17 protein-coding genes are annotated in these 14,671 nt (G+C 63.0%); 8 read left to right on the top strand and 9 right to left on the bottom strand.

The genetic code is table 11. The features are described 5' to 3' along the window. Positions 1–406: 406 nt before the first annotated feature. The 6 genes from SLT36_RS02140 (at position 407) to SLT36_RS02165 (ending at position 6,366) form a co-directional block, all read left to right on the top strand. Positions 407–1,711 carry an imelysin family protein gene (locus tag SLT36_RS02140; protein ID WP_432285611.1) on the top strand — a complete coding sequence of 435 codons (1,305 nt, stop codon included), beginning with the start codon at positions 407–409 and terminating at the stop codon, positions 1,709–1,711. Positions 1,712–1,789: 78 nt separating this feature from the next. Next, positions 1,790–2,101, top strand: coding sequence for a (2Fe-2S)-binding protein (locus SLT36_RS02145; protein ID WP_432285612.1), 312 nt, complete (start codon positions 1,790–1,792; stop codon positions 2,099–2,101). Continuing rightward, on the top strand, positions 2,067–2,552 hold the full coding sequence (gene bfr / locus SLT36_RS02150) for a bacterioferritin (RefSeq protein WP_154385891.1): 486 nt from the start codon (positions 2,067–2,069) through the stop codon (positions 2,550–2,552). The genes SLT36_RS02145 and bfr overlap by 35 nt, the downstream gene beginning before the upstream one ends. An 11-nt stretch (positions 2,553–2,563) precedes the next feature. Further along, positions 2,564–4,174, top strand: a complete 1,611-nt coding sequence (locus SLT36_RS02155) for a di-heme oxidoredictase family protein (RefSeq protein WP_432285613.1) — start codon at positions 2,564–2,566, stop codon at positions 4,172–4,174. Then, positions 4,174–5,253, top strand: a complete 1,080-nt coding sequence (locus SLT36_RS02160; RefSeq protein ID WP_432285615.1) for an imelysin family protein — start codon at positions 4,174–4,176, stop codon at positions 5,251–5,253. The genes SLT36_RS02155 and SLT36_RS02160 overlap by 1 nt, the downstream gene beginning before the upstream one ends. Before the next feature lie 12 nt (positions 5,254–5,265). Beyond that, positions 5,266–6,366 (top strand): DUF1513 domain-containing protein, encoded by a 1,101-nt coding sequence (locus SLT36_RS02165; RefSeq protein ID WP_432285616.1) that lies wholly within the window; start codon positions 5,266–5,268, stop codon positions 6,364–6,366. A gap of 21 nt (positions 6,367–6,387) precedes the next feature. Here SLT36_RS02165 and phnN read toward each other — a convergent pair whose 3' ends face one another. The 3 genes from phnN to SLT36_RS02180 form a co-directional block, all read right to left on the bottom strand. Continuing rightward, entirely contained in the window at positions 6,388–7,017 is a 630-nt protein-coding gene (phnN, locus tag SLT36_RS02170; RefSeq protein WP_432285617.1) for a phosphonate metabolism protein/1,5-bisphosphokinase (PRPP-forming) PhnN, read from the bottom strand. A gap of 314 nt (positions 7,018–7,331) precedes the next feature. Continuing rightward, a complete protein-coding gene (locus SLT36_RS02175; protein ID WP_310327374.1) occupies positions 7,332–8,924 on the bottom strand; it encodes a peptide chain release factor 3 in 1,593 nt (530 codons plus the stop codon). Between the two features lie 175 nt (positions 8,925–9,099). Then, complete coding sequence (locus SLT36_RS02180; RefSeq protein ID WP_432285618.1) at positions 9,100–10,206, bottom strand: DNA alkylation repair protein; 1,107 nt, start codon at positions 10,204–10,206, stop codon at positions 9,100–9,102. 238 nt (positions 10,207–10,444) lie between these two features. Between SLT36_RS02180 and SLT36_RS02185 the strand changes: the two genes are divergently transcribed. Further along, on the top strand, positions 10,445–10,834 hold the full coding sequence (locus SLT36_RS02185; RefSeq protein ID WP_067955332.1) for an SRPBCC domain-containing protein: 390 nt from the start codon (positions 10,445–10,447) through the stop codon (positions 10,832–10,834). Between the two features lie 21 nt (positions 10,835–10,855). Here SLT36_RS02185 and SLT36_RS02190 read toward each other — a convergent pair whose 3' ends face one another. From SLT36_RS02190 to SLT36_RS02215, 6 genes are all read right to left on the bottom strand, one after another. Continuing rightward, on the bottom strand, positions 10,856–11,212 hold the full coding sequence (locus tag SLT36_RS02190; protein ID WP_432285619.1) for a DUF1801 domain-containing protein: 357 nt from the start codon (positions 11,210–11,212) through the stop codon (positions 10,856–10,858). Beyond that, positions 11,202–11,612 (bottom strand): VOC family protein, encoded by a 411-nt coding sequence (locus SLT36_RS02195; protein WP_432285620.1) that lies wholly within the window; start codon positions 11,610–11,612, stop codon positions 11,202–11,204. The genes SLT36_RS02190 and SLT36_RS02195 overlap by 11 nt, the downstream gene beginning before the upstream one ends. Before the next feature lie 57 nt (positions 11,613–11,669). Next, positions 11,670–12,065, bottom strand: a complete 396-nt coding sequence (locus SLT36_RS02200; protein WP_432285621.1) for a VOC family protein — start codon at positions 12,063–12,065, stop codon at positions 11,670–11,672. Between the two features lie 130 nt (positions 12,066–12,195). Further along, the gene (locus tag SLT36_RS02205; protein WP_432285622.1) at positions 12,196–12,975 is read right to left on the bottom strand and encodes a helix-turn-helix domain-containing protein; all 780 of its coding nucleotides are present in this window, start codon (positions 12,973–12,975) and stop codon (positions 12,196–12,198) included. Between the two features lie 106 nt (positions 12,976–13,081). Beyond that, complete coding sequence (locus tag SLT36_RS02210; protein WP_432285623.1) at positions 13,082–13,876, bottom strand: class II glutamine amidotransferase; 795 nt, start codon at positions 13,874–13,876, stop codon at positions 13,082–13,084. A 5-nt stretch (positions 13,877–13,881) separates the two neighbouring features. After that, positions 13,882–14,097 carry a DUF6356 family protein gene (locus SLT36_RS02215; RefSeq protein WP_067965826.1) on the bottom strand — a complete coding sequence of 72 codons (216 nt, stop codon included), beginning with the start codon at positions 14,095–14,097 and terminating at the stop codon, positions 13,882–13,884. 102 nt (positions 14,098–14,199) lie between these two features. On the opposite strand from SLT36_RS02215, the gene SLT36_RS02220 reads away from it, so the two are divergent. Further along, on the top strand, positions 14,200–14,670 hold the full coding sequence (locus SLT36_RS02220) for an Lrp/AsnC family transcriptional regulator (protein WP_067965828.1): 471 nt from the start codon (positions 14,200–14,202) through the stop codon (positions 14,668–14,670). The last annotated feature ends 1 nt before the right edge of the window (position 14,671 follow it).

Below are 14,671 nucleotides of genomic sequence, written 5' to 3' on the forward strand. Positions count from 1 at the left end.
AAATCAACAGCTTGGCCCTGGGGGCGCCCGGCCAAACTGGACAAAAACAGTTTAGAATAATTCTAAACTATTGATCCCGCTACGCTTTTCACCCGAAATTGCGTTGACTTTTGATGCCACTCGGCTTTTATGAAGTCGTGCTTTACAGCGCCTGTCTTTGATGTCTGGGCCTTTAACCCTTTCGATTGGAGCTATCTGGGTGCCTGCCTTCGTCGAACCGCGCCATGGCGCGGCTGTTTGCAGCATGGTTGCGCTGCGCCCTATCAGGGCCTCGAACCACGCGCATATCCGAGGCCGGATCGCCCCTGTGCTTTCTTTCGATGCCATGCCGCCGATCCAGCAAAGTGCTGACGGCACACGATTTCCAGGCGCTTGCCGGCGCCAACTGGTTCACTGAGGAGAGACCATGCCTGCATCCATCTCGCGTAACCGTCACTACGGCAGGCTCGCCGCCATTGCCGCGACGACCGCGCTGACCGCTGCGATCTTCGTGCTGCCGGCCAAGGCGGCGACGGACACCAAAGCCATCCTCACCACCTATTCCGACATTGCGCTCGCCAAATACGAAGACTCGCTGACATCAGCCAAGGCGCTCGATGTTGCCATCGAAGCGCTGATCGCCAAGCCGTCGGACGAGACGCTGAAGGCGGCGCGCGAAGCCTGGAAGGCTGCCCGCATCCCCTACCAGCAGACGGAAGTCTACCGCTTCGGCAACGCAATCGTCGACGACTGGGAAGGCCGCGTCAACGCATGGCCGCTGGATGAAGGGCTGATCGACTATGTCGACAAGGCCTATGGCACCGAGTCCGACGAGAACTCGCTCTACACCGCCAACGTCATCGCCAACCCGTCGATCGAGATCAACGGCCAGAAGGTCGATGCCTCCAAGATCACGCCCGAGCTGCTGTCCGGCACGCTGCAGGAAGCCGGCGGCATCGAGGCCAACGTCGCCAGCGGCTACCATGCCATCGAATTCCTGCTCTGGGGCCAGGATTTGAACGGCACCGGTCCGGGCGCCGGCAACCGTCCCTACACCGACTATGACACCGCCAATTGCACCGGCGGCAATTGCGACCGCCGCGGCCAGTATCTGAACGCCGCTTCCGACCTGCTCGTAGCCGATCTCGAAGAGATGGTCGGCAACTGGAAGGCCGACGGCGCGGCCCGCAAGGCGCTTCTCGACGGCGACGCCAAAACAGGCATCTCGACCATCCTGACCGGCATGGGCTCGCTGTCCTATGGCGAACTGGCCGGCGAACGCATGAAGCTCGGCCTGCTGCTCCACGATCCGGAAGAGGAGCACGACTGCTTCTCCGACAATACCCACATATCGCATCTCTATGACGCCGTCGGCATCCGCAACGCCTATCACGGCAGCTACAAGCGGATCGACGGCTCGACCGTCGAGGGCCCGTCGGTTTCGGACCTGGTCAAGGAAGCGGACGCAGGGCTCGACACCGAGCTCAGCGGCAAGCTCGACACGACGGTTGCCAAGATGGAAGCGATCCAGGCCCGCGCCGTCGGCGGCGAGGCCTATGACCAGCAGATCGGCGAAGGCAACACGGAAGGCAACGCCACGGTGCAGGCCGCCATCGACGCGCTCGTCGACCAGACCAAGTCGATCGAGCGCGCCGTTGCCGCGCTCAAGCTCGACGCCATCGCATTCGAAGGGTCGGACAGCCTCGATTCGCCTGACAAGGTCTTCCAGTGAGGGCTTGCTGCGCCTAAATTTCTCTAGCCAAACGGCGCGCCAAAGGGAGCGCGCCGTCAGCCACGGTCAGTTGAAACCATGCTTATTTGCCACTGCAATCTGATTACCCAAAAGGAGATCGAAGACACAATCGTCGAGCTATTGGATCGGGACCCGTGGACACTGATCGTGCCCGCGAAGGTCTATCATACGCTGCAAAAACGCGGACGTTGTTGCGGCTGCTTCCCAAATGTGGTCGAAACGATAATTCGGATCACCGAAGCTTATCACGCTCGTTCTGAAGCGGGCGAGATGGATGTCGTTTCACACCTGGACCGCGTCAGAGAGTTGCGCGTTCAATTTGGGAGCAAGGCAAATGAAGGGCGAAAAACAGGTCATCGAGCGGCTTAACGAGGCACTTTTCCTCGAGCTGGGCGCCGTCAACCAGTATTGGGTGCACTACCGCCTGCTTGAAGACTGGGGCTACGGCAAGCTCGCCAAGAAGGAGCGTGAGGAATCGATCGAGGAGATGCATCACGCCGACAAGCTGATCGCGCGCATCATTTTCCTCGAAGGTCACCCCAACCTGCAGTCGATCTCGCCGCTTCGCATTGGCCAGAACCTCAAGGAAGTGCTCGAGAGCGATCTCGCCGGAGAGTATGACGCCCGCACTTCCTACAAGAAATCCAGGGATATCTGCTCGCAGCATGGCGACTACGTATCGATGAAGCTCTTCGAGGAACTGCTCGCCGATGAGGAAGGTCACATCGACTTCCTCGAGACGCAGTTGCAGTTGCTCGCCGAGATCGGCGACGAGAAGTACGGCCAGCTCAACGCCGAGCCAGCTGACAAGGCCGAATAGGACATGCCGGAATGCGGCGCACTTTTCTGACCACGCGCCGCGCAAGTACCGGCAAGTCCCCAAATGATCTCATGAAACGACAGCGAAGCGCACCAGCGCTTCGCCTTCTCTTGCTGACCAGCCTGACGCTGGCTCTTCCGGCGACGGTTGCGATTTCAGGCGAAGCGGTCCCCGCCGGCCTGGCCACCGAGCGCACCGACCTCGATCCCAAGGACAAGGCGCGCGTCGACAAGATCGTCCGGCCGACCACCGACTTCAGCAAACCCGAACAGTTCGAGCGCATGCAGGGCGGCGCCGGCACTTCGGAAAAGCGCGTCAACCAGGATGCATTCTCGCAATCCTCGGCCAACATCACCTTCGAGGAAGAAGGCACCTTCAAGCTCGGCAACGGCATGTTCCGCAAGCTATGGGTGTCGTCGCCGTCGTCGACCCAGGCCTCCGACGGGCTGGGGCCGCTGTTCAACGCCCGCGCCTGCCAGAGCTGCCACCTCAAGGACGGCCGCGGCCATCCGCCGGAAGGCAATTCCGACGCCACCTCGATGTTCCTGAGGCTCGCCCGCACGGCCGAAACGGCGGAAGAAAAAACCGCGATCGTCGAGCGCAAGGTGCTGAACTTCCCCGATCCCACCTATGGCGGCCAGTTCCAGGATCTTGCCGTGCCCGGCCTCAAGAGCGAAGGCCGGATGGTGATTTCCTACCAGCAATTTCCGGTCCAGCTTTCCGACACCATGACGACGCTGCGCTGGCCGATCTATTCGGTGACCGACCTCGGTTATGGCCCGATGGACCCGAAGACGACATTGTCGCCACGCATCACGCCGCCGATGATCGGCCTAGGCCTCGTCGAGCAGATTCACCCCGCCGACATCCTTGCCAATGCCGATCCCGACGACAAGGACGGCGACGGCATTTCGGGCAAGGCCTCCATCGTGCGCGACCACAAATCAGGCGAGCTGACGCTCGGCCGCTTCGGCTGGAAGGCGTCGGCGCCGTCGATCCGCCAGCAATCGGCCGATGCCTTTGCCGGCGACATCGGCATCTCGACGCCCGATGTATCAAAGCACTGGGGCGACTGCACCGACGCCCAGACGGCGTGTCTCGAGAAGCCCAATGGCGTGCAGGAGCGGCTCGGCAGCAGCGAAGCCCCCGACCCGATCATGGATCTGGTCACCTTCTATTCGCAGAACCTGGCCGTCCCGGCTCGGCGCGACATCGACGACCGCCAAGTGCTGCGCGGCAAGCAGATGTTCTACGAGGCCGGCTGCGCGTCCTGCCACATGCCGAAATTCGTCACCCGCCGCGATGCGCCCAACAAGGCGCAGAAATTCCAGCTGATCTGGCCCTATTCCGACTTCCTGCTGCACGACATGGGCGACGAACTCGGCGACGGCCAGCAGGTCGGCGACGCCAGCGGCAACGAATGGCGCACGCCGCCGCTGTGGGGCATCGGCCTGACCAAGACGGTCAACGGCCATACCTTCTTCCTGCACGATGGTCGGGCCCGCAATCTGGCCGAGGCGATCCTTTGGCATGGTGGCGAAGGCCAGAAGTCACGAGACCATTTTGCCGCGCTGCCGCCGCAGGACCGCGATGCGTTGATCAAGTTCCTGGAGTCGCTGTGATGGCTGGACGTCCCCTGGCTGCTGTCCTCGCTTTTTGCCTGTTCGTGCCGTCGACCGCCGCTCACGCCAGCGAGGCGTCGGCCAAGGTGATCACTGACGCCATCGACGGCTTCATCCGCCCGGCCTATGGCCGGCTGGTCGGCACGACTGCCGATCTTAGTAAGTCTATGGTTACGCTTTGTGCAAAACCGTCTTCCGACACGCTTGCTGCTGCGCGCGCGGCATTCGCCAGAACCACGGCGACCTGGTCGGAGATCGAGATCATCCGCTTCGGACCAATCACCGAGCAGAACCGGCTGGAGCGCCTGCTGTTCTGGCCAGACCGCAAGGGAACCGGGCTGAAGCAGGTGCAGTCGGCCCTTGCCGACAAGGATGCCACCGCCACCGACGCAGCCACTCTCGGCCAGAAGAGCGTTGCCATGCAGGGGCTCGGCGCGTTGGAATTCGTGCTGTTCGGCACCGGCGCCGATGAGCTTTCCGGCACCTCGGCCGCCTATCGCTGCGCCTATGGCCAGGCGATATCAGGCAACATCGGGGCCATTGCCGCCGAGGTCGACGCCGCATGGCGTGACGACAAGGGTTTTGCCAGCCAGTGGAAGAACCCGGGTGCCGCCAATCCGCTCTACCGCGACGACAACGAAGCGCTGACCGAACTGCTCGAAGTCTATGTCAACGGGCTCGAGCTGGTGCGCGACGTGCGCCTCAATGGCTTTTTCGGCAAGAATGCCGCGTCCGACAAGCCGAAGCAGGCGCTTTATTGGCGCTCGCAAGGCACGGGCGCCTCGCTTGCCGGCAACATCGCGGGCATGGAAGCGCTTTTCGCCGCTTCGAAATTCGGCGAGCTGGTGCCGGCCGACGAGCGCTGGGTTGCCGAGTCGATCGGCTTCGAATTCACCAACGCGCAGGCAGCGGCGGCTGCGGTCACCGGCCCGATCGATGCGGCCCTTGCCGACCCCGCCAAACGCGAGAAGCTCGGCTATTTCGCGCTGGTGACGTCGAGCCTGTCGGAGCAGTTCGGCACCAGGCTTTCCGGGGCCCTCGGCCTGACTGCCGGTTTCTCGTCGCTCGACGGCGACTGAGGAGCCGGGACAATGCGCACACCGCTGTTCGACCGCCGCGATTTCCTCAAGGCAGCTGGAGCAGGCTTCGTGCTTTCGCTCAGCCCCGCCAGGCGCGCACTGGCACTCGAAACCGACGCAATGTTCGCCACGGCTTACCAGGCCAGGACCGGCGAGTATGGCGTGGCGGTCCTGTCGGAGGCCGGCAAGATCCTGCACAGCGTCACCCTGCCCGAGCGCGGACACGACGTGACATTCGATCCCGTCTCGCGCAAGTCGGTGGTGTTTGCGCGCCAGCCCGGCACCTTCATGCTGGTGTTCGATCACACCGGCAAAGACGCGCCGCTGACCATCCCGAGCATCGCCGGCCGCCACTATTACGGCCATGGCGTGTTCTCGCCCGATGGTGCGCTGCTTTACGTCACCGAGAACGACTTCGACAACGCCGCCGGCATGGTCGGCGTCTATGACGCGCGCGACGGCTTCCGCCGCCTCAGCGAATTCCCCACCCATGGCGTCGGCCCGCATGAGCTGATCCTGCTTGGCGACGGGCGCACGCTCGCCATCTGCAATGGCGGCATCGAGACCCATCCGGATTTCGGCCGCGCCAAGCTCAACATTCCGACCATGAAGCCGTCCTTCGTGCTTGTCGACCGCATCTCAGGCGATCTGATCGAGAAACATGAACTGCCTGAAAAGCTTCATCAATTGTCGATACGACATATGGACATCGATGCCCAGGGCACCGTCTGGGTCGGCTGCCAGCACGAGGGGCCGGCAACCGAGAAGCCGCTTCTGATCGGCCGTGCCGCGCTCGGCAAGGAGCTGGAAATGCTCGACATGCCGGAGGACATCCTCGGCGGCTTCCGCAACTATATCGGCTCGGTCGCGGCCAACCGCGACGCCGGGCTGATCGCGGTATCCTCGCCGCAAGGCAACGCCTGGGCGATGATCGAGGCGAAGACGGGCAAGGTCGTGGCCAAGAACGACCTTGTCGAGGTTTGCGGACTGGCGCCCGACCGCGACGGCTTCCTTGCCACCACAGGCGCCGGCCTCGTCGTCGAGCCTGACGGCAAGCAGACCGACGATCCCGAGCATGTCTGGGACAACCACATGCTGCGCATCGATCTGTGAGATACGTACGTTGTTTCTTACCTAAATAAGCCCTGATACATCGGAGAAGGCGACGGCCTTGCGCAGCACGGCAAGGAAGCGTTCGCCGGCGATCTCGGCCGCACCGCTGTTGTCGATCGCCACATGGCCGGGACCGCTCAGATCATGCGGTGCGGTGCGCGCCAGCCGCGCCAGCACCTCGCCGCGTGATTCACGGCCGCGCGCCGCAAGCCGGGTCGCGAGTATGTCCGGCGATGCGGTGATTTCGACGACGGCGACATTGGCATAGCGCTGCCGCAGCGCCGGGATGACCCCGCGCGACGTGTTGGCGACCACGACGTGGCCGACCGAAATGGCATCGTCGACGGAAGCCGGAATGCCGTAGCGCAGGCCATGCGCTTCCCAGGACAGCGCAAAGGCGCCCGATGCGTCAGCCTCGATGAAGGCGGCGTCGGCGAGCGTGTCGTGATCCTCGGTCGCGCCGTCGCTGTGGCGAGTGATGACACGGCGGGCGAACTCGACATGGTCCTCGTCAGTCAGGCGCTCGCGGACATAGGCAATCAGCGTGTCCTTGCCGGCCCCGCTGGGGCCGACCACCGCGACGAAGACGCCGTTGCGGACAGGCGTTCCCACCCGGGTCAGCTCACGCTCGATCAATGCTGAAACCATCATGCGACGTCATTTCCTCCATGTCCGCGCATCGGCCCGAAAATCGCTTTCGATTTTCGGAAGGCACGATGCGCCACTTTTAGCTTTGGAGCGTCCTTTGTGCGTCCGCTGGACGCACGGCGCTCCATTGCCCCCGCCCTGGCGGCGCCGGCTCTTTTCAGCAAGCTCGGCGCATTGAACATCTCCAGCGCCAGCCTGTCACGCTCCATGGCTTGGACCACGAAGCGGGCGGCGGCACTGCGATGCCATTAGGCGATTTGCATGACGGAATGACGAAACGAGATGAAGGGCGGCAAATCCGCCCCCGGCACCCTTGTTCAGGCGACCTTGTCGCGGACCTGGTAGTCCTTGATCGCGGCGAAGCGGATCATCTTCCAGCGCTCGGCCTCGTAGTTGAGCGAGAACTCGTGCTGGGCGAGGAAGACCGGGTCGTTGTCGAGATCGCGGGCGATGTCGCCACGATGGCTTTCGATGAAGCGGTGCAGGTCGGCCTTGTCGTCGGCATCGATCCAGCGGCAGACCGAGAAGCGCGCCATCTCGAAATCGACCGGCAGCGTGTATTCCACCGACAGGCGCTCCTTGAGCACGTCGATCTGCAGCGCGCCGACGACGCCGACGATGGCTGGCGAGCCGTCCTCGGGCTGGAACAGCTGGACCACGCCCTCCTCGGCCATCTGGTGCAGAGCTTCCTTCAGCTTCTTGGCCTTCATCGCGTCGCCGAGGCGGACACGGCGCAGGATTTCTGGCGCGAAATTGGGCACGCCGCGGAACAGGATGTCCTCGCCTTCGGTCAGCGTGTCGCCGATGCGCAACGTGCCGTGGTTGGGAATGCCGACCACGTCGCCGGCATAGGCTTCGTCGGCGGTGATGCGCGAACGGGCGAAGAAGAACTGCGGCGCCGACAGGCTCATCTGTTTGCCGGTACGGACCAGCTTGGCCTTCATGCCGCGCTTGAGTTCGCCCGAGCAGACACGGACGAAGGCGATGCGGTCGCGGTGGTTGGGGTCCATGTTGGCCTGGATCTTGAAGACGAAGGACGTCATCTTCTCTTCCGTCGCCTCGACCTTGCGCGCATCGGCCTCCTGGGCACGCGGCGCCGGGCCGAAGTCGCCAAGCGCCTCGATCAGGTCGCGGACGCCGAAATTGCGCAGCGCCGAACCGAAATAGACCGGCGTCAGATGGCCTTCGCGGAACGCCTGCAGGTCGAACGGACGGCAGGCCTCGCGGGCAAGCTCCAGTTCCTCGATAAACGCCGGGCGCTCATTGTCCGGCAACAGGCCGGCGGCGCGGTTGGAATCGGGACCATGCACCGGCGTCCGCTCGGCCTCGGCGTCGCCACGGCGCACCGCGTTCTGGGCGAGGTGATAGGTGCCGGAGAAGGTCTTGCCCTGACCGATCGGCCAGGTGATCGGAGCGGTGTCGAGCGCCAGCTTCTCTTCGATCTCGTCGAGAATCTCGAAGGTGTTGCGCGCCTCGCGGTCCATCTTGTTGACGAAGGTAATGATCGGGATGTCGCGCAGGCGGCAGACCTCGAACAGCTTCAGCGTGCGCGGCTCGATACCCTTGGCCGCGTCGATGACCATGACGGCACTGTCGACCGCAGACAACGTTCTATAGGTGTCGTCGGCGAAGTCCTCGTGGCCGGGCGTGTCGAGCAGGTTGAAGACGTTGTCGCCATATTCGAAGGTCATCACCGAGGTGACGACCGAAATGCCGCGCTCGCGCTCGATCTTCATCCAGTCGGAGCGCGTCTGGATCTTGTCCTTCTTGGCCTTAACCTCGCCGGCGAGCTGGATCGCGCCGCCGAACAACAGCAGCTTTTCGGTCAGCGTCGTCTTGCCGGCGTCAGGGTGGGCGATGATCGCGAACGTACGGCGGCGCGCCACCGCCTTTTCGATGTCTTCAGCCATCGGGGATTCCTTGTGATGGCGGGCTTCTAACAGCCGAGGCCGTGCCTGTCGAGGAATTGGAGCAATGACCTCCTCCCTCCCCCTTGAGGAGAGGGACAAAGGGGTGCGATAGGTCGCAGGGCGCGCTATTCGCAGCCCCGCTAACCCCTCCCCACGAGGGGGAAATCCCGAGCCCTCATCCCTTCAGCTCGAAGCCGCCCTCGGCCACCGTCTCGCCATTGACGATCAGCTCGATCAAGTGATGGCCGGGATAGTGCTTGCGTGTGGTGAAGTCGCGCACCGCCTGGCTGATCGAGAGTTCCTTCTGGCTGCCCGGCGCAAGGTTGATCTCCTTGAGCTTGAACACTTTCTTCGAGCTGCCGCCGCTTTTCTTGACGTAGTGCACGGCATAGTCGACCACCAGCTGCTGTGCCGTCTCGGCGGTCGAGGCGATGTTGGCCTTGAGCGTGATGCGGCCGCCGAGCAGGATCGCCGCCGGCTGAACCGCGAAGGTGTCGACACGCACCATCGGCTTGCCCGTCGTGCCGATCGCGCCAAGTGCGCGCGGATCGCCCTTCTTGATCATCGTGCGCAGCGCGTGCTTGACGATCCAGGCAGTGTTCCTGTCGTCCATGTCCCATGCCGAGATGCGGTCGATCACCCGGTCGGGATGGTCCTTGGAAATGTCGTTAAGGTGGTTGGCCACGGATTTGCGCACATAGAGGCTGGGATCGCTGCGCAGCGTCTCGAGGATGGGTGCCGTCGGCGACGGATCCTTGATCAGCTGCTTGAGCTGGAACGACCACGGTAGCCGCGGGCGCGATCCCTCGCTGGCCAGGCGGCGCACATGCTCGTTGTCGTCGAGTGCCCAGCGGCGCATCACCTTCAGCGTGCCATCGAAATCCATGGCCAGGAAATGCCGGATGGCGAATTCGGCCGAACCAAAGCGGGTGAAATAGTGCAGTGCCTGCATCGACAGGTCGACATGGCCCTTGCCGTAAAGCGCGACATATTCCGACAGAACGATCGAGGCGAAGCTGTGCTGGATGCGTGGCGCCAGCTCGTGAAGCACATCGACGCCACGCTCGAAGCTGCCCGGCAGGGCGCCGTGCAGGCTGGTCGCGGTCTGTCGCAGCCGCTGCATGATGCCGAGATCGTCGAGATTGGCGGTCGCCAGCGCCATGAACTTTTCCGCATCGAAAGCAGCCGAGATGGACGCCGTCTCGGTGGCAATGTGGCGAAGGCGGTCGCGATCGAAGATTTCCTTGAGTGCCGGGGCGGCTAGCGTCTGGTCTTCCGTCATCTGTTTCCGTCCTGCATGGCGCCCCCGCGCCGGCCCTTGGGCGTCCATTCGGACGAAGGGCTCGTTGCGCAGATACGAATCGGACCTCGAAACTACAATCCCTCTCCTGCCAAGGCACTGTCAGGAGACAGTCGACGGCGGCGCTTTCGTCGTCGCAAACCGCCGTTGACGTTACTGCCGGACGGGCGGAAAATATTCTCAACGCGCGGGACACATCGCGCCTTTCCAGGAGGTCGACATGACCATCCACCAGGAAGTGCATCTCAAGGGCTCACCCAGAAACATCTATGAACTGCTGCTCGATTCCGCCCGCTTTCAGGCAATGACGGGCGGCCGGGCGGCCCATATCTCGCCCCATGAGGGCGGCGAAGTCTCGATGTTCGGCGGCGATATCGAGGCCCGCAATGTCGAGCTGGTGCCCAACCGCCGCATCGTCCAAGCATGGCGTTCACGCGTCTGGCCGGAAGGCACCTATTCGATCGTGCGCTTCGAACTGCAGGCCGACGGTACCGGCACGAGACTGACCTTCGACCAGGCCGGCTACCCACGCTCGGCGCATGCAGCGCTCGATGAAGGTTGGGCGAAGATGTACTGGGAGCCGATGAACCGCGCCCTGACGCATCATTGACGGCGGCGCGGCTAAAGCCTTTCAGGCGTCTGCCGCCTGGCGCGCCGCCGCGACATAGTGAGTGACATGCCGGTCCTCGATGTCCGACACCGAGAAGAGCTTGATGTGGCGTCGCAGTTTGCCTTGCCCCAGAAGCACGCCGTGCGTGTCCGGCAAAGCCGCACCTTGGCTGAATTCCAGCGTAACATGACCGGCATATGAGAAGACGCCGCAAAACGGCGTACACGCCGAAAACAGGATGCCGCCGTATTTGACCTCCTCGGAGATGGACGGACCGGCCTGCAGCACGATCTCGCGCACCCGCAAGACGATCGCGAAGTGGTCCGGCTGGTGATCGCGCATCTCATCGAGCAGTGCTTGAACGCGATTACCGGTCATCGCCTGCTCCTGGCGCGTAGAACTGCCTGAATTCGGCAGATGGCGCCCTGTTGGAATAGATGTAGAGCATGATGCCGTTGGGGTCCTGGATCGCGAAGCCACGATCACCCCAGGGATGATCCTCGATCGGCATGGCAGGCATCAGTCCCGCCGCCGTGATCAGTCGGTGGTCGTCATCGACGTCGTCGACGCAGAAATTGTAGGTCAGCCCTGCGGTGTTGCACAAAGGCTGCTCGCCCTGCGGCTCCATGAACTGCAGCGAAAGCCCTGTCTCAAATTCAAGACTGACAAACCAGCCGCAATCGAACACCGCTCGCGCGCCAAAATATCTCAAGTAGAAGTCGCGCGTCTCCGCGACCAGTTTCGTTGTGATGCAGGGAGAGGCAGTTTTCGGGCGCATCGATGGGCTCGCTGTGCAACGTGTGGGCGGGTGGTTTTCAAACTAGCGAGATGAGCGTCAATCCGGCATAGCCGAGGCGATCTCGACCAGGCAACCATTGAGATCGCGGACATAGCCGACGATCTGTCCCCAAGGCTTGTTCTCAGGTGGCTTCACCTGGCTGGCGCCGGCGGCAACCGCCGTTCGGTAGGCATCGTGAGGATCGGGAAAGACCAATGCGAGTTCGAAGCCCGCCGCCAGGTCGTTCTTGCGGTTGGCGCGAACGGCCAGGCCGTTCATCTCCGCCATCGCCTCGCCGGCAAAAGACAAAGTCGTCGGGCCGGTGTCCATTTCGGCGTAGAGATTGCTCTCGTGGATGAATTTGCGACGCAGGCCGAATGCGGCTTCGTAAAAAGAAACGGTCGCTTCGACGTCGGCAACATACAGGATGGTGTAGCCAAGGCGCACTGTCATCGAAGATCTCCAGGCAAGGTGCCAGATGGACGGTCGCTCGCCAAGTTTGGCACGCAAGCAGGGAAACCCCGTCCGGCTTATGCGCGGATCATCACGCCTCGCTCCAATTCGATCTTGAACAAATCGGACATCAGTCGAGCAAACTGACGAGGGTGACATCGGGAAGCCGCGCCGGCGAGAAGCCGCCCATGCGCCTGATGACGCGGCTCATATGCGCCTGGTCCGAAAAGCCTGCCTCAAGCGCTGCCGCTGCCGGACTGAGGCGGTGATCCCGCAGCAGTCGCAGGGCGCGGTGGAACTGCAGAACGGCCGCGAATGCCTTTGGGGTCAGCCCCGTCGCCTTGACCACAAGGCGCTGCACGGTTCGCTCTGAAAGGCCGTGCATCTCAGCCACCTCGCTGATGCGCAGTCGTCCGCCCGATGCGTGAAAGGCGCTGATCACGCTGCGCGCCAGAGGCGCCGGCCTGAAGCGGCTGGCAGTGGCGCGCTGGCCAACGAAGGCCGTCAGTCGCGCGACGAGTTCCGTTTGGTCGCGCGCAGGCGCGCAGAGCGCCTCAAGCCCGGGGCATGCCGAAACAGCCTCCGGGCCGATCAGATTGGCGTTCGCCAGATCGGTCGGTTCAAAACCGAGCACGCTTTCGAAACAGCCCGGTCGAATGCGAACGCCTGCAAAGCCCATGCCTGGTTCGATGGCAACATCGTAGAAGCGCGTTACCGGACCGGTAACGACGACAGTCGCACTGTTGATCGGCTTTTGTCCGGCATCGAACCTGAGGATGATGTCGCAACGGCCGTCCGGCAAGACACGGTAGCTTCCGGCGCGATCGCTGACCGACGTCCACACGGCCTCGACCTCGTCACTGACGTCGGCGGCCAGGCCCAGTTCCGAGTAGCGAGCCGACAAGGTCATTTCTCTAGCCAGCTCGATCCGCTTGCGCAAAACACTCCGTTTGCGCGAAACACATGGGGTGATTGCCGTTTTAACGCGGCCAACATGTCTCAGGAGATAGCAGACTTCAGCCGGCCAGTGCCAGTTGGGCCAATGCCGGCTGGAACGGGCGGACGGTCATTTCATCAGGCGTCATGGCGACGAAACTCGACGGCGGCACCGCCTGCCAGCTCTGTCCTTCGCTGTCGAAGGGTTCGGAGACTATGCAGCGACCGGTTTCGCCGTCGCGCGTGTAGAGAGTCGGCGCATGTCCGTCGGTGGCAAAGCGCACGGCAAACAGGTTCTGGCCGTCGCTGAAGGCAGCCGTCAGCTTCAGCTGCGGGTCGACCCCGGCGCCATGTGCGGCAGCAACCACACGGCCGGTGGCACGGGTGACCGCGCCCTGCGGATCAGCGTCGAGCCCCTCTTCCAGCATCAGCATGAAAAACAGCTCGGAATCGGTCGTGCCCTGGCGCTGCTCGTAGAGGTCATCATTGATGCTGGCCTCGAGCCGGCGCCGGATTTTCTCGAAACCTGAGATCTGGCCGTTGTGCATGAAGCTCCAGCGGCCCGAGACGAAGGGGTGGCAGTTGGCGCGGCTGGTGGCGCCGCCGGTCGACGCTCTGACATGGGCGAGGAACAGGCCCGACTTGATCTGCCGGCACAGGCTTTTCAGATTGGGGTCCGACCAGGCCGGCAGGATGTCACGATAGAGGCCCGGCTCCGGCCGATCGCCATACCAGGCAAGCCCGAAACCGTCGCCATTGGTCGGCGACTTGGCCTCCTGCGCGCAATGGCTCTGTGCGATCAGCGAATGGCACGGCGCCGTCACGATGTCTTCGAGGAAGACCTCTTCACCGATATAGGCGGCCCACCGGCACATGCGCTTCAGCGTCCCCGATTGTGTGTCCGCTCGTACAGCCGGCGGATGATCGTGCTGGCAGTAGATTCGAACAGGAAGGGTAACAAAGCGTGAATGAGGGCAGCGCCCGCTGCCAGGAACAGCTGACCGGCGAACCAGCCGGCAAAACGCATGTGCTCGAAATAGCTCTCGTCGACCGCCTCGGGGTGAGCCGTGAACAGCTTTGCGATGCGTGCGGACATGAGAACCTCCCTGGCTGACCTGAGTATCGTCGCACGGGAGAGAGGTTCATCGGTCCCAATCCATCCTTGCCATTAGACAAAATTTGGGACAATCATCCCAATATGTCTGGAGAACTCGATACGATTGATCGAAGAATTCTCGCGGAACTGCAGCGCGACGGCACGCTTTCGGTCGACCAGCTGTCCGAACGCGTGGGCCTCTCGCGCAATGCCTGCTGGCGCCGGGTCAAGCGGCTCGACGATGAACGCTTCATCACCGGCCGGGTGGCGCTCGTCGACGCCGACAAGCTCGGCCTCGGCCTGTCCGTGTTCATCCTGGTGCGGACGTCGAGCCACGATCCCGAGTGGCTGGCTAGGTTCCGCGCCGGCGTGACATCGTTTCCCGAGATCACCGGCGTCTATCGCATGTCGGGTGATCTCGACTATGTCTTGCGTGCCCGCGTCGCCGATGTGAAAGCGTATGACCGTCTTTACCAGCGCCTCATCGCCAAGGTTCCGCTGTCGGATGTCTCGGCCTCCTTCGTCATGGAGGAGATCCGCGAAACGACTGTCGTGCCGGTGGAAATTCGCTGAG

The sequence above is a fragment of the Aminobacter sp. BA135 genome (assembly GCF_050859125.1).
GTDB classification, from domain to species: domain Bacteria; phylum Pseudomonadota; class Alphaproteobacteria; order Rhizobiales; family Rhizobiaceae; genus Aminobacter; species Aminobacter ciceronei.